This is a genomic window from Nocardia stercoris (assembly GCF_003696265.1).
GTDB lineage: Bacteria > Actinomycetota > Actinomycetes > Mycobacteriales > Mycobacteriaceae > Nocardia > Nocardia stercoris.
The window spans coordinates 143,556-163,396 of sequence record NZ_RFFH01000011.1 but is presented as its reverse complement, the minus strand read 5'-3'; the positions used below and the strand labels follow the sequence as shown (position 1 = coordinate 163,396).

Annotated in this window: 17 protein-coding genes; 4 read left to right on the top strand and 13 right to left on the bottom strand. The window is 69.3% G+C overall.

Features of this window, described 5'->3' with window-relative positions:
- Positions 1–36: 36 nt before the first annotated feature.
- Positions 37–654, bottom strand: coding sequence for an HdeD family acid-resistance protein (locus EBN03_RS23310; protein WP_147471680.1), 618 nt, complete (start codon positions 652–654; stop codon positions 37–39).
- Positions 655–1,437: 783 nt separating this feature from the next.
- Between EBN03_RS23310 and EBN03_RS35595 the strand changes: the two genes are divergently transcribed.
- The gene (locus tag EBN03_RS35595) at positions 1,438–1,941 is read left to right on the top strand and encodes a hypothetical protein (RefSeq protein WP_158675719.1); all 504 of its coding nucleotides are present in this window, start codon (positions 1,438–1,440) and stop codon (positions 1,939–1,941) included.
- 41 nt (positions 1,942–1,982) lie between these two features.
- Here EBN03_RS35595 and EBN03_RS23290 read toward each other — a convergent pair whose 3' ends face one another.
- The 9 genes from EBN03_RS23290 to EBN03_RS23250 form a co-directional block, all read right to left on the bottom strand.
- Positions 1,983–3,179, bottom strand: coding sequence for a PucR family transcriptional regulator (locus tag EBN03_RS23290; RefSeq protein WP_122190224.1), 1,197 nt, complete (start codon positions 3,177–3,179; stop codon positions 1,983–1,985).
- Between the two features lie 249 nt (positions 3,180–3,428).
- Positions 3,429–3,785, bottom strand: a complete 357-nt coding sequence (locus tag EBN03_RS23285) for a hypothetical protein (RefSeq protein WP_122190223.1) — start codon at positions 3,783–3,785, stop codon at positions 3,429–3,431.
- A 166-nt stretch (positions 3,786–3,951) separates the two neighbouring features.
- Positions 3,952–4,710: a lipoyl(octanoyl) transferase LipB gene (gene lipB, locus EBN03_RS23280; protein ID WP_122190222.1), complete on the bottom strand. Its 759-nt coding sequence runs from the start codon at positions 4,708–4,710 to the stop codon at positions 3,952–3,954.
- A gap of 60 nt (positions 4,711–4,770) precedes the next feature.
- Complete coding sequence (locus EBN03_RS23275) at positions 4,771–5,601, bottom strand: SDR family oxidoreductase (RefSeq protein ID WP_122190221.1); 831 nt, start codon at positions 5,599–5,601, stop codon at positions 4,771–4,773.
- Between the two features lie 150 nt (positions 5,602–5,751).
- The gene (locus EBN03_RS23270) at positions 5,752–6,087 is read right to left on the bottom strand and encodes a hypothetical protein (RefSeq protein WP_122190220.1); all 336 of its coding nucleotides are present in this window, start codon (positions 6,085–6,087) and stop codon (positions 5,752–5,754) included.
- Between the two features lie 26 nt (positions 6,088–6,113).
- Positions 6,114–7,151 (bottom strand): phosphotransferase family protein, encoded by a 1,038-nt coding sequence (locus EBN03_RS23265; protein WP_122190219.1) that lies wholly within the window; start codon positions 7,149–7,151, stop codon positions 6,114–6,116.
- Positions 7,141–7,926 (bottom strand): SDR family oxidoreductase, encoded by a 786-nt coding sequence (locus tag EBN03_RS23260; protein WP_122190218.1) that lies wholly within the window; start codon positions 7,924–7,926, stop codon positions 7,141–7,143. The genes EBN03_RS23265 and EBN03_RS23260 overlap by 11 nt, the downstream gene beginning before the upstream one ends.
- Positions 7,926–9,176 carry an acyl-CoA dehydrogenase family protein gene (locus tag EBN03_RS23255; protein ID WP_122190217.1) on the bottom strand — a complete coding sequence of 417 codons (1,251 nt, stop codon included), beginning with the start codon at positions 9,174–9,176 and terminating at the stop codon, positions 7,926–7,928. The genes EBN03_RS23260 and EBN03_RS23255 overlap by 1 nt, the downstream gene beginning before the upstream one ends.
- Before the next feature lie 43 nt (positions 9,177–9,219).
- Positions 9,220–10,755, bottom strand: a complete 1,536-nt coding sequence (locus EBN03_RS23250; protein ID WP_122190216.1) for a class I adenylate-forming enzyme family protein — start codon at positions 10,753–10,755, stop codon at positions 9,220–9,222.
- Positions 10,756–11,251: 496 nt separating this feature from the next.
- Between EBN03_RS23250 and katG the strand changes: the two genes are divergently transcribed.
- Together katG and EBN03_RS23240 are read left to right on the top strand one after the other, a co-directional pair.
- The gene (gene katG, locus EBN03_RS23245) at positions 11,252–13,510 is read left to right on the top strand and encodes a catalase/peroxidase HPI (RefSeq protein WP_122190215.1); all 2,259 of its coding nucleotides are present in this window, start codon (positions 11,252–11,254) and stop codon (positions 13,508–13,510) included.
- Positions 13,511–13,707: 197 nt separating this feature from the next.
- Positions 13,708–14,802 (top strand): GGDEF domain-containing protein, encoded by a 1,095-nt coding sequence (locus tag EBN03_RS23240; RefSeq protein ID WP_233608565.1) that lies wholly within the window; start codon positions 13,708–13,710, stop codon positions 14,800–14,802.
- Between the two features lie 13 nt (positions 14,803–14,815).
- Here the strand turns inward: EBN03_RS23240 and phaZ are convergent, their stop codons facing one another.
- The 3 genes from phaZ to EBN03_RS23225 form a co-directional block, all read right to left on the bottom strand.
- Positions 14,816–15,670, bottom strand: coding sequence for a poly(3-hydroxyalkanoate) depolymerase (gene phaZ / locus EBN03_RS23235; protein WP_199742932.1), 855 nt, complete (start codon positions 15,668–15,670; stop codon positions 14,816–14,818).
- Complete coding sequence (locus tag EBN03_RS23230) at positions 15,654–17,348, bottom strand: PHA/PHB synthase family protein (RefSeq protein ID WP_122190213.1); 1,695 nt, start codon at positions 17,346–17,348, stop codon at positions 15,654–15,656. The genes phaZ and EBN03_RS23230 overlap by 17 nt, the downstream gene beginning before the upstream one ends.
- A gap of 291 nt (positions 17,349–17,639) precedes the next feature.
- Positions 17,640–18,881, bottom strand: a complete 1,242-nt coding sequence (locus EBN03_RS23225) for a PucR family transcriptional regulator (RefSeq protein ID WP_233608564.1) — start codon at positions 18,879–18,881, stop codon at positions 17,640–17,642.
- Positions 18,882–18,897: 16 nt separating this feature from the next.
- Between EBN03_RS23225 and EBN03_RS23220 the strand changes: the two genes are divergently transcribed.
- Positions 18,898–19,800 (top strand): Zn-ribbon domain-containing OB-fold protein, encoded by a 903-nt coding sequence (locus EBN03_RS23220; protein ID WP_158675718.1) that lies wholly within the window; start codon positions 18,898–18,900, stop codon positions 19,798–19,800.
- The last annotated feature ends 41 nt before the right edge of the window (positions 19,801–19,841 follow it).

Sequence of the window (19,841 nt, the reverse complement as noted above, 5' to 3'; positions counted from 1 at the left end):
GGGTTGCGCCGGTCGCAGAACACGGGCGTGCCCCGGTCAGTCGAATCCCAGACCGGCGAGTTTGTCGTTCCACGTGGAGATCTTGGCGAGAACCTCCTTCATGGCACCACGCAGGGCGAACGCGCCGATGACGTCGGCGATTCCGTCGACGATCAACACGATTCCGACGACCACCACGAGCACGGTGATGGAGTGGATCGGGTACACCAGCAACACGATTCCGGCCACCACCAGCACGATTCCGCCCAGCACCGACCATCCGGCGTAGGTCCAGCCGAAGAACAGGCCCCGGAAGATCTCGGCGAGCCCGCCGGCGATCCAGCCGATGCCCAGCACGAGCGCCAGCAGCCATAGCGATTGCAGTTCGCTGCGGAAACACAGCACGCCGAGGATGCCGAACGCCACCGCGGCGAGCAGCGCGAGCATGCGGGCCAGCACCGGCATCGGCGCGACCAGTCCGAGTGCGAGCGCGGCGAACGCGGAAACGATCAGGTAGATGCCGAACAGGACGCCGACCACCCGGGTCGTCGTGTCCGGCCAGACCAGGATCACGACCCCGAGTGCCACGGCCACGAGGCCGAACCCGAGCGTCCACTTCCACGCACTCTCGCCGAATCGCCGCAGCGGTGCTTCCAGGGAGTTCGTCAGCGCCATCGTGTCCACAACCTTTCGACTTCGTATCCGATGTCCAGGTGGGCCGCCGGGTCCGGCCGCGGGCAGGTAGCAGAACGTGAACCCACAGTCGACCACTTCCCCGATCGGTCGACACGCACGCCCGGAAATTGATCACGAATCGAAATGCAATCGAGTTCGAGTGCCGGTGCCTGGCGCGGCAGGTCGACCCCGGTGTGGGTTGCCGAGGTCGTCCGCTCCGGATGCTTGCGAAGCTTCGGTACCGGGCGCTCCGGAGTCCCCGTGTGGCGTTGCCCGGTGCGGCCGCGCGACTCTGTGATACTCGGCGAAGCCCTGCCGGACTCGGTTCCGTTCGTCCACGGCCTGTTCGGCTGATCGGCAGCAGGCGCGGCACTTGAACTCGCCGCCGGGCGTGTGAGTTCAGTTGCCGGGCATCATCTTTCGTGGGTGACTTCCGTCCGCTGAGCCGTCGATGCATCACAGCCCTTGCGGCTGAGCATGAATCGCCGCCCGATGGCAGTCAGCGGTGAAGTCCTGGGAGTCGATCGTTCGTGTGCGAGCGGCCGGGTGGGCACCCGTGCGCGGTTCCACGCATGTTGTGCTCCCGCACGCGATTCGGCGCCCGATCGATGAGCCGGCGCCCATCGCGAAGCACCGGCCACCGGCCGCAGTATCGACGCGGAGAGTGACCCGGGTCATAGTTCCCGGCGAACGATCATCGCAACGTGAGAGATGCCGGCCGGGAGCCGATTCGGCGTATCGCGGGCCGGATCTCGGTGTCGGTGGACGTGAGAAGGAGACGGAATGAAGAGTGTCGGACAGGTTCTGGTGGGTACCGCGCTGGCGGTGGGGGTGGTGGCCGCCGGGGCGACGACGGCCGGCGCGGCGCCGGTGGGAGGCAGTTCCGCGCCGTCCGAGATCGCTGCCGCGGCACCGGTGGACCAGGCGGGCGACGTCCAAGCCGCGATCGGTAACGCCGCCACGACCCTCGGCCTGGCCACCGCCGTGGGCGGCATGGCGGGCGGTCTCGCGGGCGCGGCCATCGGTTGCCCGCTGGGTGCGCTCACCGGCGGCACGCTCATGGTGCCGACCGTCGTCGGGACACCGCTCGGCCTGGTCGGCGGCTGCTTGATCGGCGCCTCCGTGGTCGGCAGCACCGGCGCGATCCTCGGTGGCGCGGTGCTGGGTGTCCCGGCCGTGATCGCCGGTGCCGGACAGGTTCTCGGCGCGTTGCGGGAGCCGGTCGGTGCGGACGCCGGCGTCGCGACCGACACCGGCGTCCCGGCGACCACCGACGCGGCTCAGTAGGGCGACGGCCGGGGTCCGGGCCACCACTGTGGCCCGGACCCCTATGTCGTTCCGCCGCAGCCGGATTGCCGCGCGGCGGCCAGTGCCACATACAGTTCGGCTACATCCCTGGGGTTCGAGCAGGTGCGGCCGGTGAGGTGTTCGAGCCGCCGCAGGCGAATATGGATCGTGTTGCGGTGATAGTGCAGTCGCCGCGCCACCTCGCTGTTGGCGCCACCGCACTCGAACCAGAGGCTGAGCGTGTCGAGCAGCGAATCGCGTTCCGCGGCAGGCAGATCGAGCACGGCGCCGAGGATTCCGGCCGCGAGGTCGCGGGCGGCGGTCGGCGCATGGGCGAGCAACTGTGGGATCGCGTCGTCCCCGTACCGGGTGACCGTCGCGGCGCCCGGTGGCGCGCACCGGCCGGCCAGTTCGGCTTCGCGCAGTGCCGCACCGGCCAGGTCCGCGGTGGTGAAGGTGCGGCTCAGTCCGATACGGCCCCGGGCGTGCTCGCTCAGCAGGGCCAGGGCGCGCTCGCCGGCAGTGCCGGAAGTCAGGTTCAGCAGGCCGATACAGTCACCCACTTCGGTGATCCACAGAGATTCGATGAATTCGTGCCGCAGCCGGTTCGCGATATCGGGCAACGGGGGCGTGCCGTCGGCGGCGGTCTCCGCGTAGACCACGACGAACCGCCCGACCGGCGGCAGGTGCAGGGCGCGGGCGACGTCCCGCTGGGTGGGGTCGTCGGCGTCGCCGTTGAGCAGCCGCCGGAACAGCTCGCGGCGCTTCTCGTCGACGTGGCGTACCTGGTCGGCGAGGTAATCGCCGTAGGCGGCGGCCGCCGCACCCGAGTAGTCGTCGATTATCCGCCACATATCGGATCCCAACTGCGACAAGGTATCCGTGCTGTGCCCGGCCGAGGTGCGCAGTAGCCGCTCCCACAGGACTCGCCCGCCCAGCCGGTAGGCGTGCAGCACGGCGTGCAGCGGCACGCCGAGCTCGGCCTTCACCCGGCCGGCCGCGTTCGCGGGTTGCGCTCGCCGCCCGGCGATGCCGCCGAGCTCTCCGAGGATGGCTACCAGGTTGTCGCGGACAGTGCCGGCGATTTCGGCGTCGGTGAGTGCGGCCGATTCCGCATAGGCACGATCGTCGGCCCGGATGCGGGCCACGAGCTCGGCGGTGAGGTCGTCGATCTCCGCCAGTAGTGCGCGGGCCACCGCAGCGGCGGCGCTCGGCGGCGGTTCCGTCAGCACGGTCATGCCGGTCAAGGTATGCCTCCGAAACGAACTGTGATATGAGCTGAGTCACATTTCCGACGGTCATCGAGGCGCCCGCTCCGACGGCTGACCGGGTGCGCGCCGCGACTCCGGTTCGGCGTCCGGCTGTGGAGATCGGATCGGGGTCACGCGGGTGGCAATTAGCGGTGATTGGGTTGCGGCACAGCCGGTCCGCAGGCGTCGGACCGGCTGTGCGACGGGTGGCGCCCCGGAAATATCGGGTGCCGCCGCTCAACTGTCGGCGTCCGCTTTCCGTCGCCGACCGGCCGCGATCGCGCCCGCCGCTGCCACCACGGGCAACGTCCAGGGCATGATGTCGACCCAGGTCGCGTCGCTCCCGGTCAGAGTGGGGTAGTTGCCGACCATGAGAACCAACCCGGTGATCAGGCCGAGGCCGCCGAGTGCGGAAGCGACGAGGCTCCCGGCCACCGACTCACCGTCGCGATGGCGCAGGAAGTAACCCACGATCGCGGCGGCGGCGACCGCCTGCAAGGTGACGATGCCCAGGACGCCGAGCGAACTCGATAGCGAGTCAGGGGGTTTCGACGTCGGTGGGGTCTGTGCTGTGGCCGGGTGCCGGTGCGCCACCGGTAGCGCATCAGGCCCGCCACGACCCGCGGTGCGATCTGCGGCATCCGCAGGATCGCGAGTAGCGAGGCGCTGGGCCGGGTGTCGAGGCAGGAGTACATCCCGACCCACTCTCTCCTTCGGCGCTTCGCGGGCGTTCCAATATTCGAAGCGGCCGGGCCGCCGTTCAGGCCGGGGTGGAGGTGGCCCGGGCGACCGGATGTGGTCGAACCGCCAGCTCGCCGTCGAGCGCGGCGACGATCGCCGCGGCCAGCAGCGGCCGGACTTCCGCCACGATGACCTCCCGGTTCAGCTCCCGGCTCAGGGTGGTGACGCCGGCGTCGGGAATACCGCACGGCACGATCGCGGCGAACCCGTCGAGGGAGGGGTTGCAATTGATCGCGATGCCGTGCAATGCGACCCCGCGCTGCACCCGCACGCCGACCGCGGCGACCTTCCGCTCCGGCTGCGCGGCGGTGGCGGGCACCCACACGCCGGAGCGGCCGTCGACCCGGCCGGTCCGCACACCGAGTTCCGCGCATACCGCGATGAGGGCCTCCTCGAGGCGGCGCACATAGTCCACCACGTCGACCGGTTCGGCCAGCCGCACGATCGGATACCCCACCAGCTGGCCCGGACCGTGCCAGGTGATCTTCCCGCCCCGGTCGACCTCCACCACCGGGCTGCCGTCGACCGGCAGGTCCCGCGCTTCTGTGCGCCGGCCCGCGGTGAACACCGACGGATGTTCCAGCAGCAGCAGATGGTCGTGGCCCCGGCCCTCGGCGCGTTCGGCGGCCAGCTCGCGCTGCCGCTCCCATGCGGCGTGGTAGTCGATGAGCCCGAGATTCGCCACGATCATCGCGGTGGAATCGGCCCGGACAGAGGTGGCGGGACCGGCCGGAGTCAGCCCGACCGCGGTCGGGCCGGTGCGATCGTGTGAACCCATCGGTGCACCGTTTCTTTCTGGTCGACGTCGATTTCGGTGTGGGACAGCGCCGTTGCCGGATCAGGCCGGCGGGTCGACGAAGATGTCGTATTCGAGGTCACCGGTCGCGCCGTAACCGGAGAGGTCGGTGACACCCACGGCGGCGAGCACGTCGACGTCGATGAGGGTCCGGCCGGTGAACTCACCGGCGGGCTGGGTCAGGATGTGCAGCGCGGCGTCGGCCACGATCTCGGGGGTGCGGGCGCGGCGCACGGCTTCGTCGCCACCGAGCAGGTTCTGCACGGCGGCGGTGGCGATCAGGGTCTGTGGCCACAGGCAGTTGGCGGCGATGCCTTCCGCGGCGAACTCGGCGGCGAAACCCGTTGTCAGCAGGGTCATTCCGTACTTGGCGACCATGTACGCCGGGTGCTCGCCCAGCCAGCGCTGACTCAGGTTCAGCGGCGGGGACAGGCTCAGGATGTGCGGGTTCGCTGATTTGCGCAGGTGCGGGACGGCGGTGCGGGTGAGCAGGAAGGTGCCGCGGATCTGGATCTGCTGCATGAGGTCGAATTTCTTCACCGGGAGGTCGACGCTGTTGCCCAGGTCGATGGCGCTGGCGTTGTTGACCACGATGTCGATGCCGCCGAACTGTGCCACGGCCTGATCTACGGCGGATAGGACCGAATCCTCTTCGCGCACATCGCCGACCACCGGCAGAGCATGGCCCCCGGCGGCTTCGATGGCGGCGGCCGCGGTGTGGATGGTTCCCTCGAGTTTGGGGTGCGGCTCGGCCGTCTTGGCGAGCAGCACGACATTGGCGCCGTGTCGGGCCGCGGCTACGGCGATGGCCAGGCCGATGCCGCGGCTACCGCCGGACATCAGCAGGGTGCGGCCTTCCAATGAGGTGGTCACAGATGAATTCCTTTGCAGTAGTACAGATGTGGGATCGCGCGCGAGGACTGCCCCGAGCGCGCCGGTCACGAGTGGTGATTCGGCCGTCCGATCGGCGGGCGGCCGTTCGAGGAGATGGCGTGCCCGCGTCGTCGGGAATCGGCCTGGGGGCTACCGGGTCGAGGTCTCGAGCCGACGCTGTCCCGGCTGCCCGGCCGTGTGCGGAGCCCGCCGCGGGGCCGCGGTTGCCGGTGACACCGCGCCACCGACCGTCCGGCGCGCCGCCTGCGCGGTGAGCTCCCGAAGCCGATCGACGCACTGCTCGCGAAGAGCGGCGCGCGTGATGTTGCTGAGTCCACCCGACACCCGGGAATCGAGCAGTGCCAGTAGCCGCCTATGGAATTCGGCGATATCGATGCCGAACAGCACGAATATCTCGTCGTCGTTGCCGCCGTAGGGCAGCCACGCGGTGGCGAATTCCAGGATGTCGTTCTCGTGCGGGGTCATCGGCGTCGGCCTTCGAGTGGAGAGGGTCAGGTGTTCGCGGTGTCGGCGATCGCGTGCGCGTGTGCCACGAGGGCGTCGATCTGTGTGGTCGTAGGGGTTTCGGCGGCGGAGCGGTTCTGCGGTTCGGTCGTCGCCCGGCGCAGGACGCCTTCGGCGATGATCGCGAGCTTCCATAGTCCGAACGCGTGCCAGTACCGCAGCGCGGCCGGGTCCCGGCCGGTCGCATCGAGGTACAGCCGTGCCAGCTCGGCGCGGTCCGGGAACCCGTCCAGAGTGGAGGCGGCGAACAGCGCGCCGGGATCCTCGCCACGTTCGGGCCAGTAGGTCAGCAGGGAACCCATATCGGCCAGCGGGTCCCCCAGGGTGGCCAATTCCCAGTCCAGCACCGCGGTGACGGCACCGGTCTGCGGCGCCGTGATCAGGTTCCGCAGGTGGAAATCGCCGTGGACCAGGCATATTTCGCGCTGTTCGGGGGCCGTGACGGTCAGACGCTCGGTCAGAGCGTCCAGCTCGGGCGATTCCCGGGTCTTGGACAGATCCCACTGTCCGGCCCAGCGCCGGAGCTGGCGTTGTGCGTACGGCTTGTGGCTCGCCAGATCACGAAGTCCGGTCTGCTCGAGGTCGACCGCGTGGATCTTCGCCAGGGTGCCGGGCAGATTGCGGGCGATTCGTCCGCGGTCCTCTGGCGACAGCGCTGTGGCGATCTCCATAGTGTCGACGACCAGCCCGTCGATGAATTCCATGAGCACGAGCGGGGCGTCGCAGAATTCCGGATCGGTTGTGACACCGATGATCCGGGGTATCGGTACGCCGGTGCCGGCCTGCGCGGCCATGATCCGGGCTTCGCGGACCACGTCGTGGGCCGAGGACAGCAGCGTGCCCAGCGGTGGGCGGCGCAGCACCCAGGCGCGGTCCGCGGCGTCGGTCACCCGGTAGGTCAGGTTCGAGTAGCCGTGGCCGATGCGCCGGAATCGCAGTGGCGCAGTAAATTCGAGGTCCAGTGCGGTGAACCAGCGGGTTACCGCGGGACTGTCGACACCGGTGAGCGAGGTATCAGTGGCCATGGGTGAGTTCCCCGGCCATGAACAGTTCGGCGTCACCGAGTCGCTGGCCGCCGTCGACCACGAAGGTCTCCCCGGTCACCCAGTTCGCGGCGTCGGAGGCCAGGAACGCGACGGCGGAAGCGACGTCCCCGGGCTCGCCGATGCGGGCCAGCGGGATGGCCGAACTCAACTGGCGCTCTTGCTCTTTCCACAGTGCCTCGGCCAGTTTGGTGCGGACCACGCCCGGCGCGACGGCGTTGACCCGGATCGCCGGTGACAACTCCACGGCCAGTTGCTTGGTCAGATTGATCAGCGCGGCCTTGGACGCGTTGTACAGCCCGAGATTCGGTTCCAGCACCATGCCGCCGATCGAGGCCATATTGATCACGGCACCACCGTGTTCGGCCATCCACGCTCGTGTCACCAGACCGGTCCACAGGACCGGCGCCCACAGGTTGACGTCGAAGGTCTTGGCGAAGCGCGCGTGGTCCTGCTCGATGACCGGACCGTACGACGGGTTGGTACCGGCGTTGTTGACCAGGATGTCGACGCTGCCGAACAGGTCGAGCGTGATGTCGATACAGCGCTGCGCGGCCTGCTCGTCGGTGGCGTGGGCGGCGACGCCGTGCACGTTGCCGGTGATACTTTCCGCCGCCGCGTCCGCGGCTTCCTGTCGGCGGGAGGTCAGCACGACGTTGGCTCCGGCGGTCGCGAGCGCCTGCGCGGTAGCCAGGCCGATGCCGCGGGACGCTCCGGTCACGATCGCGGTCCGGCCGGTGAGATCTAGTGAACCCATCAGCGCACCATCACTTTCTGTTCGGTGGCTGCCGCGGGAGCGGCAACCCGGTATTTGGCGAGTTCCTGTCCGGCGATGGACCGCTTGTGCACTTCGTCGGGCCCGTCGGCCAGCCGCAACGCGCGCAGGTGGGCCCAGGACAGGGCGAGCGGGAAGTCGTCGGTGACCCCGCCGCCGCCGTGGATCTGGATGGCCCGGTCGACGATCTTCAACGCGATGGTCGGTGCCGCGACCTTGATCGCGGCGATTTCCAGCCGGGCCGCCTGATTGCCCGCGGTGTCCATCAGATGCGCGGCCTTCAGCGTGACCAGGCGGATCATCTCGATGTCGACGCGTGCCTCGGCGATCCAGTCGCGCACGTTCGCGTTCTCGCTCAGGGGCCGCCCGAAGGTGACCCGGGACTGGGCTCGCCGGCACATCAGTTCCAGCGCCCGCTCCGCCATCCCGATTGCTCGCATGCAGTGATGGATGCGGCCGGGCCCGAGCCGGGCCTGACCGATCGCGAAACCCTCGCCCTCGCCTTTGAGTAGGTCCGTCGCGGGTACGCGAACATCGGTGAAGTCGATCTCGGCATGGCCTTCGCGATCGTGATAACCGAAGACCGGCAGGTCACGCCGGACCGTGATGCCCGGGGTGTCGACCGGAACCACCAGCATCGATTGCTGCCGGTGTGGCGCGGCGCCCGGATCGGTCTTGCCCATGACGATCAGGACGCGCAGGTTGTGGTGCATGCCGTTGGAGACGAACCACTTTCGCCCGTTGAGTACATACTCCTCGCCGTCGCGCACCATCGACAGTTCGATATTCGTAGCGTCGGAACTGGCCACGGCGGGTTCGGTCATGGCGAAGCCGGACCGGATGGTGCCGTCCAGCAGCGGCCGCAGGTACTTCCAGTGGTGCTCCTCGGTGCCGAAGCGGCTGAGCACCTCCATGTTCCCGGTATCGGGCGCACTGCAATTACATGCCTCCGCCGCCAAATGGCTGCGGCCCATGATCTCGGCCAGCGGCGCGTACTCGAGGTTGGTCAGGCCGGGTCCCCAGCTCGGGTCGGGATGGAAGAGATTCCACAGGCCGCGCTGTCCTGCCTGGGCCTTGAGCTCCTCCAGGATCGGCGGATGGAAGTGTGGGTCACCCGCCGCGCGCATCTGCTGGTCGTAGATCGACTCGGCGGGGTAGACGTGCGCGTCCATGAAGTCGAGCAGGTCCGCCCGGTAGCGCTCGGCACGCGGGGAGGTTTCGAACAGGGACATGAGAAGTCGGGAATCCTTCGGGGGAGGGGAACGGGTGTGCAGGTCAGCGCAGGGGTGCACCCCACTGCACGCGCCGGCGCAGGTCGTTCTTGAGCAGCTTTCCGCCGGCGTTGCGCGGCAGTGCTTCGGTGGCGACGGTGACGAACTGCGGAATCTTGAAGTCCGCGAGCTTGGTTCGGCAGTGGTCGAGAACCGCGTCCACGTCGATCGGTGCGTCCGCGGCGACCAGGACGGCACCGACCTTCTCGCCCATCACGTCGTCGGGGACGGCCAGGACCGCGGCGTCGGCGACGCCGGGCGCGGCGAGCAGCACCGCTTCGACCTCCACGCTGGAGACGTTCTCGCCGCCGCGATTGATGATGTCCTTGATCCGGTCGACGATGTGCACCCGGCCCGCTTCGTCCACCCGGACCACGTCCCCGGTGCGCAGCCAGCCGTCCACGATCGTGGTGTCGGTGGCGTCGGGCCGGTTCCAGTAGCCGGCGGTGACATTCGCGCCCCGGACCACCAGTTCACCGACGGTGGCGTCGGCGCCGATCGGGATGATACCCAGGTCCACACTCGGGACCGCGTAGCCCACGGAGTCGGCGTGGTCGAGCGCGTCGTGGTCCGGCAACGCGGACATCAGGGCCGCGGTCTCGGTCATGCCGTAGCCGTTGAGCACGGTCGCGGCGGGGAACGCCGTGCGCAGCGCCTGCACCAGTGACGGTGCGATCGGCGCGCCGCCGTAGGCGACGATATCGACGCTGGACACATCGGCCGCGGCGAAGCGGGGATGCCGCAGCAGCAGGGCGTACACCGCGGGCACGCTCACCAGGAAGGAGATCTGTTCCGCGGCAAGGGTTTCAGCCAGTTTCGCCAGGTCCAGCACCGGCAGGATCACGGCGGTGCCGCCGACGTATGCGGCGACCAGGAACTGCGCGTTGCAGGCGGTGACGTGGAACAGCGGTACCGAGATCAGCGTCCGCAATTGCGGCCCGATGTCCTGGTTCACCTCCAGCGCGCGCACCATGTTCTCGGCGCTGGTGACGAAGGCCTCGTGAGTGGTGGGGACGCCCTTGGGTTTGCCGGTGGTTCCGGAGGTGTAGAACAGCGCGACCACGTCGGTGCCGCGCAGGGTGTCGGCGACGAACGGATCACCGTCCGGCAGTGGGGAATCGGCCGCCAGATCGAGGGTCACGCCCGCGTCGCCAAGGACGTACTCGATCTCCGGCGGCGTGGACCGGGTGTTGACCGCGACCACGATGCCGCCGGCCAGCACGGTGCCCCAGAACGCCAGTGCCCAGTTCACCCCGGCCGGGTGCCGGACCGCCACTCGATCGCCGCCGCGGAGACCGGCGGCGCGCAGCCCGCCGGCGACGCGGGCGGCCCTCTGCCACAGTTGCAGGTAGGTGAGCCGCTCACCCCCGACCTCGACGATCGCCTCGGCCGCGGGGCGCGCCTCCACATGGACGCGCAACAGGTCCACGAGGGTGGCGGGCAAGCCGGCGTACCGGGGCACGTCGTTGTCGTCGCGCACGACACCGTACTGCGGGAAGGGGTTGTGCGAGCGCGTGATCTCGATGACCGCGTCGGTCATGCGGCGTCCTCCGAACGGCGGCACGGAAATTCCGTGGGCATGGCTGTTTGCAGGGGGCCGCGGTCGCGCTCGGCTGCTCCGATTCCGGTGTGGACAGCGCCGTTGCTGTGCCCGAGCCGCATCGTTGCGGCCCCGGAAACGGAGTTCACCGGCTGCGACCAGCGGCCCCTGATCACCGGCGGACGGGCGTCCCGTAGGGGTCCAGGGGCTGGACACGTGCCCGTCCGCTCGGTGGCCGCTGCACCTGCGGCTCGACCACCGCGGGTGCAGCGGCAGTCCTTCAAATAGAAGTCGAATCGAATTCGACTTTAGGTGCGGTGGTGTGACGCTGTCAACAATTCGGTCGAAAGTTGTCGGCGGTCACCCGCGTGGCCGGAAATCGATCACGGTGACCCGCATCCCCGGGTCGACTCGACACTCGACCGCGCCGGCGATAACCCCGTGTTGACAGGCGATTGAGGCGGCCATAATCTCGAATCCGATTCGATATCGATTTATGGCGTGCTCGCGCCGCACCGGCAGCTCGGCCGGTTCTCGTAAGACGGAGGTTCCCTTGTCCGACAACAATCATGCGACCGGCGGCTGCCCGGTGACCGGCCGCGCACCGCTGCCGACCCAGACCGGCAGTTCCGGCGGCTGGTGGCCGAACCGGCTGAACCTCCGGATCCTGGCCAAGAACCCGGCCGTGGCGAACCCGATGGGCGAAAGCTTCGATTACGCCGCCGCATTCGACGCGCTGGACCTGGCGGCGGTCAAGCAGGACATCGCCGCGGTGCTGACTGTGTCGCAGGATTGGTGGCCGGCCGACTTCGGTCACTACGGGCCGCTCATGGTCCGGATGGCTTGGCACTCGGCGGGAACCTACCGGGTGTTCGACGGGCGCGGCGGCGGTGGCACCGGGCAGCAACGGTTCGCGCCGCTGAACAGCTGGCCCGACAACGGCAACCTGGACAAAGCACGGCGGCTGCTGTGGCCGGTGAAGAAGAAGTACGGCCGCAGCCTGTCCTGGGCCGACCTGATGATCCTGGCCGGAAACGTTGCCCTGGAGACGATGGGCCTCGAGACCTTCGGCTTCGGTGGCGGCCGCGCCGACGTGTGGGAGCCGGACGACGACGTGTACTGGGGTCCCGAGCAGTCCTGGCTCGCCGACCAGCGGTACTCCGGCGACCGGGACCTCGAGGAGCCGCTCGCGGCCGTCCAGATGGGCCTGATCTACGTCAATCCCGAAGGCCCCAACGGTGATCCGGATCCCGTGGCCGCCGCGATCGACATCCGGGAGACGTTCGCCCGGATGGGCATGAACGACGAGGAGACCGTCGCGCTGATCGCGGGCGGCCACACCTTCGGCAAGACCCACGGCGCCGGCGATGCCGCGCAGGTCGGCCCCGAGCCCGAGGCCGCACCGCTCGAGGAGCAGGGACTGGGCTGGAAGAGCGGCTTCGGCACCGGCAAGGGCGGCGACACCATCACCAGTGGGCTGGAAGGCACCTGGACGCCGACCCCGACCGCGTGGGACAACAGTTTCTTCGAGACGCTGTTCGGGTTCGAGTGGGAGAAGTTCAAGAGCCCGGCCGGTGCCTGGCAGTGGCGCCCGACCGACCCGGCGGCGGCGAATCTGGTTGTGGACGCCCATGATCCGTCGAAGTCGCACCCGCCGGTCATGCTGACCACGGATCTGTCGCTGCGGTTCGACCCGAGCTACGAGCCGATCTCGCGCCGGTTCCTCGCGGACCCGGCCTACTTCGCCGACCAGTTCGCGCGGGCCTGGTTCAAGCTGACGCACCGCGACCTGGGTCCGATCACGCGCTACCGGGGCTCGGAAGTGCCTGCCGAGCAACTGATCTGGCAGGACCCGCTGCCCGCGGTGACCCACGACCTCGTGGGGGCCGCGGAGATCGCCGAGCTGAAGGAGCGGATCCGGGCCGCGGACCTGTCGGTGTCGCAGCTGGTGAAGACCGCCTGGGCGTCGGCGTCCACCTTCCGCGCCAGCGACAAGCGCGGTGGCGCCAACGGCGCACGGATCCGGTTGCAGCCGCAAGCGAGCTGGGCGGTCAACGAGCCGGACGCGCTGGCGATTGTGCTGCGGGTGCTGGAGGCAATCGCGCGGGACTTCAACGCGACCCGGTCCGGTGGCGTCCGGATCTCGCTGGCCGACACGATCGTGCTGGCCGGTGGCGTGGGCATCGAGCAGGCGGCCGCGCGGGCCGGTGTGACCGTGACGGTGCCGTTCACCCCGGGCCGAGTCGACGCCGCGGCCGAGCTGACCGATCCGGAGTCCTTCGCTCACCTCGAGCCGAAGTTCGACGGCTTCCGCAACTACACCGCGAAGGGCGGGCGGATCCCGGCCGAGTACCGGCTGCTCGACGAGGCCAACCTGCTCGGCCTGTCCGCCCCCGAAATGACCGTCCTGGTCGGCGGTTTGCGGGTGCTCGGCGCCAACCACGACGACTCCCTGGTCGGCGTGTTCACCACGGCACCGGGAACGCTCACCAACGACTTCTTCGTCAATCTGCTGGCGCTGGACACCACCTGGACCCCGACCTCCCCGGACGCGGAACTGTTCGAGGGGCGCGACGACACCGGTGCGGTGCGCTGGACCGGCAGCCGGGTCGATCTCGTCTTCGGCTCGAACTCCGAATTGCGGGCCGTCGCCGAGGTGTACGCCGCCGACGACGCCGCGGAGAAGTTCGTGTCCGACTTCGTCGCCGCCTGGCAGAAGGTGATGGAACTCGACCGGTTCGACCTGCACTACTGAGCCGACCCCGGCCGGCCCGCGCCCGGGCCGGCCGGGTTCTCGTCGGGCGCCATGCGACCGACGACTGCGGGACCGGTGCCGGTCGGGGTCCGACCGGTTGGTCCACGGTTCCCCTCCCGATCGCTGCTGATGACGGTGTCGGTGCGCTTACGGCGACTAAAATTTGCCAGGTAGCAGCGCGACGTGAACGTTCCGACGTGGTCGACGATGGGGGCGAAGCGCACGTGAAACCTGTGAAGATCGTGTCCGAGTGGTGGCACGATCCGCTCGACTATCGGTGGCTGATCCGGACCCTCGACGCCCGGGGCGCGCTCAGCCCGATCAAGGGTGTCGTCGCCGGGGGTGGCGTGATTCTGGCCGCGATCTGCCTGCTGAACTGGGAATCCGCGACCGGGCCGGCCGTTGTGGGGCGTCTCGTGCCGATCGTCGCCATGGCCGCCTCCCTCTTGTGGGCGGTGTACTGGTGGCTCGCGCCGTGGCCCAGCGAACGGGTGTCGTTGTTGCTGGTGGCGGGTTCCGATGTACTCATCACCCTGGGCTGTCTGGCGGGCAACGACCGGCTCTACGGCTGGTTGCTCGCGATCGCGCTGATCGTCACCGGTGGCTATCTCACCGTGTTCCACGGTCCCCGGATCCTGGCCGTGCATACCGCTTGGTCGCTGCTGTCGGTGTCGGCTCTGGCGTGGCTCACGGTCGACTATGGCGACGGTGACCTCACCCTGGCCGGTTCGGCCGTGCTGGTCATGGCCTCGGTCATGGTCGGGCTGCTGCCCGCACTGCATTTCGCCTACTGGGCGCTGCGCATGGACGCGCTGACCGATCCGCTCACCGGCCTGCTGAACCGGCGCGGTCTCGTCTACTACGTCTCGGCCCGGTTCCGGCGCGACGATCGCAGGCCGATCTGCCTGATGTCGCTCGATCTCGACCGATTCAAGGCGGTGAACGACACCTACGGGCACACCGCGGGCGACCGGGTGCTCGTGCGGATCGCGGCCTGTCTGCGCTCCGCATGCCCGCCTGGGGGAGTCGTCGCCCGGACCGGAGGCGAGGAATTCGTGGTGTGCGCGGATGTGTGGCCGGAGGCCACCGTCGCCGCGGCGGAGCGGCTGCGCCTGGCGATCGAGGCCTCGAGTGATCCGGTCACGGCGAGTATCGGCGTGGTCGTCGCCGACCCCGATTCACCTCGCCGTGACCTGGAAATCATGCTGCGCGAATCGGATTCGGCCATGTATCGCGGAAAACAACTGGGTGGCAACGCGGTCGTGCTCGCGGACCGGCCCGACGAGGTGTGAAGCACCGGCCACCTCACCGTAGGCCCGGTGCCGCGTCGTCACCGGCGCGGAATCGCTCGATCACCGGTGCCAGTGTGGCGGCATCGAGGATGAGGTCGGCATGGCCCCCGGCATGCAGGTGGACCTGGGCCTGCGGCAACAGGGTTCGCATGATGTGGACGTTGGCGAGCGGAATGATCGGGTCGTCGGTTCCGGAGACGATCAGGGTCGGCTGCCGGATCAGCGGCAGCCACGGCAGGCTGGTCCACACCGCGCCGGCCGTGAGCTGGTGTAGATAGCCGACCGCGGAGCCCGCCGTGAGCTGATGCTCCAGCAGTTGCCGCACGATCCGGGGATCCCGGCGCACGCTACCGCCGTAGATATGCGGTGCGAGGCCGACGGCGTACTCGTGATCGATGAAGCGGCGCGGCGTGAGCATCCGCAGCAGTACGCGCGGCGACCCCGGAACCATGAGGGCGCCGGTGCCGGTCGCCACCAGGATCATCCGGCGGCAGTGCCGCGGATGCTGCAGCGCATACTGCTGGGCCACCGCCCCACCCCAGGACAATCCCAGGACATCGACGGGCCCGTCGAGGCCGACCTTGCGCAGCAACCGCCGCAGTACCACGGCCAGGTACGGAAACCCGTACGGCAGTATCGAATTCGGTGATCCGCCGGTACCGGGAACATCGAACCGAACCACGGTGGTCTCCGGATCGAGGTGCGCGACCAGCGGATCGAGCACCTCGTAACTGGCGCCGATGCCGTTGCACAGCACCAGCGGAATCCCGGTGCCGCGCCGCACGTTCACCCGGATCTGCTGCCCGAGCACGGGCACGAGCGCGGTCGACGATCGATCCGGCATCCCGGTCTCACTCCTCGCGGACATAGCTGCCCGGAGCCGGTGTGAGCGGCGGGAATTCGGCAGTACCCAGGGCATCGGGCGCCGCGACCCGCGCGCCACCGCGGGCGGCGAGCCACTGCGTGTGGTCCGGCCACCAGGAACCCTCGTGCTTCGGCGCCTGCTCCAGCCACGCCGCCGGTGTGTGGGCGTCGAGCGGGCCGACGCGGTAGGAGGACTTGGCGTTACCGGGCGGGTTGACCAGCGCCGCGATGTGGCCGCTGGTCGACAGCACGAAGCGCCGCCGTGCCCCGCTCAGCAGCTGAGCGCTGCGGTAGCACGCCTGCCACGGCGAGATGTGGTCGGCGACCCCGGCCACGATGTAGGTGTCGAACGGCATCCGGGACAGGTCGACCGTGGTACCGAGCATGGTCGCCCCGTTCGGCTCGGTCAGCGTGTTGTGCAACCCCATCGTGATCATCTCCCGGTGCAGCGCGGCGGGCATCCGGACGGTGTCGGCGTTCCAGAAGAGCACATCGAACGGCGCCGGATCGCGGCCCTGCAGGTAGTTGTTGACCCAGTACCGCCACACCAGATCGGCCGGGCGCAGCCAGGCGAAGACCTCCGCCAGTTTCCGGCCGTCGAGGTAACCCTGCTTCGCGGAGGCGGCGATGGCGAGCCGGGCGGTGGCCTCGTCGAGGGCGGCCGACGCCAGGCCGGCGCGGCTGTGGTCGAGCACGGTGACCATGAGGGTCAACCCGGCCAGCCGCTGCGCCTGATCCATCGCGACCAGGTGCGCGGCCGCCATCGCGGTGATGATCCCACCCGAGCACGAGGACATCAGCTGGGTGCGGCTGCCGCCGGTGATCGCCTCCACCGCGCCCAGGGCCTCGAGGATCGCGCCCCCGTATCGGTCGAATCCCCAATCACGGTGGGCCGCGGTCGGATTGCGCCAGGAGATGGTGAACACCCGCTGTCCCTGGCCGACGAGATGCTCGATCATGCTGCGACCCGGGGTGATATCCATGATGTAGAACTTGTTGATCACCGGCGGCACGATCAGCAGCGGCACCTCGTACACCCGGTCGGTGGTCGGGGCGTATTCGATCAGCTCGAACATCTCGGTGCGCAGCACCACCGCGCCCGGGGTCAGCGCGACCGTCTCGCCCACCGCGAAGGCATCCGGATCGACCATCGACGGGACCCGCGGCTCGGCCGACATATCGTCGAGGAAGCGGCGCACACCGCGGACCGCGTTCCCCCCGCCGGTGTCGATCAGGGCCTTCCACGCCGTCGGGTTCAGCAGCGGATTGTTGCTGGGGGACAGGCCTTCCATGATGTTGTCGACCACGAACCGGGTCCATTCGGCGTCCCGCCAGTCGAGGTCGGTCTCCGTCAGCACCGTGTGCACCGTGTCGTCGATCGCCAGGTAGGCCTGCATCGTCCGGTGGAAGATCGGATTGGTCCGCCAGGCCGGATCGGTGAACCGCCGGTCCGCGCGCTCGGGTGCGCGATCACTGTCGCCGCGCACGATCGCCGCGAGTTCCGAGCCGAGGGTTCGCACCTGATCACCCACGGGCCCACGCCTTTTCATCAGGTCGCGGGCCACCCGCGGCCAGGCGGCGTCGCTCACGATGCGCCGGCCGATCCCGATCGCGGAACCGGTCAGCAGCAGATCCCACGCCGCGGCCGAATGGTGTTCTCCGAGCGGGTCCTTCACTGCCATGGTCCGTCCTTCTCGCCCGGCGCCCCGACGCCGCGGCGAATCGACCGCTCGATCGGCCGTTCGACGGGAAGTCGTGCCTGGCAGTAGCTGTTTCGATGATTCGCGAATGGCACCCGGCTGCGCTGCCGTCGGTCGAACGGTCGTTGTCCGATACGAGAACCCCTTCTCGTCGCCGCTGTCACGGTAGGCCGATGCCCCAGGTCATGGCTTCGTGCCGGGCAGACGAAGTCTGCGCGAGTTCTTGTCGCGGGACGACAGTGCGGCGGCGCGGTACCGCGCCCGGGGCGCGGGTCATTCCAGAACCGCGGATCCGAACCAGCGGCACGCGAGCAGTGCGATCTCGACGTCGAGCCGGTCCGCCTCGATCGGCCGGCCACGCCGATCCAGCGCGCGGCGGACCCGGTATTTGACCGTGTTGAAGTGCAGGCCGAGCTCCTGCGCGGCCGCCTTGTAGCTGGACCCCGCGCCCAGGAACACCCGCAGGGTTTCCCGCAGCCGGTCGTCACCGGGGGTGTCCGCGGCGAGCCTGCCCAGCACATCGCACACCCAGGTCCGGGTCGTGCCCAGGTCGCCGCCGAGCAGGGCGGCGGCCATCAGTCCGGGATCGTCGACGGAGACGACCGTCGGATGCCCGCCCGCGACCGCGGGCGCGACGCCGCGCGCCTGCATTGCCTGCCGATGCGAGCGGCGGAACCCGTCGACTCCGGCGCCGGGTGCGCCGATCGCGATACCCGGTGTGTCCGTACGGGTTCCGGCGAACTCACGGATCCGGCGGGCGATACCTGTGGGTGCGGACCGGTAGGGCAGCCAGGCCCAGCCGCTGCCCGGATCGTCCGGGGTGAACAGCGCGTCGGTGTCGGTGCCGGCCGCCGCGGACAGTTCGCGGACGAATCGCTGTAGTCGCGACGTGTCGTCGCCGCCGGCGGCGGTCCGTGGGAACCAGACGATCAGGCCGACATGATGCAGGCGCAGCGGGTAACCGATCGCGGCGGATGCGGCCTCGGCGTCGAGCGGCGAGCTGCCGGACAGCAGCTCCCGCACGCGCAGGGCGCGCACCCGGCCCGGGCCCTCCAGCCGGTGCTCGCGTTCGGCTTCGTAGACGGTCACGATCTCTTGCGACACCCGGTCGATGTAGGCGAACAGCAGCGGCGTGACCGACTCGATGACGGCGACCCGGGTCGCCGAATTCAGTTGCATCGCGCGGAGTTCGGCGAATATTCGCTCGGTCAGCACGCGCTGGCCAAGCCGGTAGGCCCGCATCAGCGCCCCGACCGGGACGTCGTGCTGAGCCAGTCGCCGGGCGTGTTCCACCGACGCCGCCGGGGCCGTGACCCGGTCGGCGGCGATCTCGTGGCGCCACGCGTGCAAGAGGGTGTCCACTGTGCCGTGCACGCTGGCGTCCAGCATGCTGCGGGTCCGGGAGTCGCCGCGCAGTTCCGGGATGTGCTCCTCGAGCGTGCTGCGGATGGTCGCGCAGACGGCGGCGGCATCGGCGGCGAGGCGTGCGGCGATATCCGCGACTTGCCCTTCCACCGCGATGGTTTCCGATTTGATCAGCCTTGACGGCGCTACCCAGCGGGACATAAAGTCGAACTCTATTCGAGTTTCATTTTATGGGCCGGTCGGAAACATTTCGCGGCACACCCGCGCTGATCCGGCCGACGACCACACCTCTTCGCAGAGCCTTCGAACAGAGTCCCCTATGCCTCAACCAGCGCAGTCATCGGTCATCGCCGAGCATCCCGAACGGCCGGCAACGGCCATCCTGCTGAACCGATCGTGCCGCGCGTGCGACGTGGTGCTGTCCCGGCTGACCAGATCCTGTACGACGTGCGGAAGCTCCGAACTCGACGAGGTGCCCGCCAGCGGATCGGGCCGGATCGTGTCCTGGAAGATCGTGCCGCGCCCGGCGGACTTTCCGCCCGGCCGGGTGACCACGGCGATCATCGCCATCATCGAACTGGACGAGGGCCCGCGGATCTTCGGCGAAATCGACGGGCTGCCGGACCGGGATCGGCGAGTTCGCGCCCATTTCAGCGGAGTACACGCCGCCGGGCAATTTCCGGTCTTCGTCCTCGAGCCGGTTCGGATCGCCCGCCCGGGCCGCAGAACCCGGGTGATCGACGGCCAGCCGCAGGCGGTGGACTGGGTTCGGTCGGCCCTGCGGCAGTGCCGGCTGCTGGCGGCGTCGAACTCGGTCGGCACCTACGCCCAGTCGCTGGTCGAGTACGCGATCCGTTGGGCACCGTTCGGTGGCGCGGGCGCCACGGATCTGCTCGTCGCCTTCGGGGTCAGTCGCGACCGATTCCTCGACCTGATTCACGATGCCTTGGTCGCGCAGGTGGCCGACGACCGCACTGCCCGATTGATGAAGGGGCAGCTCCTGGACACTCTGGTTTCCGCATGGCAGGGCGAGGCGGACGAAGCGGGGGAGCAGTCCGAACGTCCGTGACCGGCTGATTCCACCGGACCACAACGCCGCCGAGACCGGCC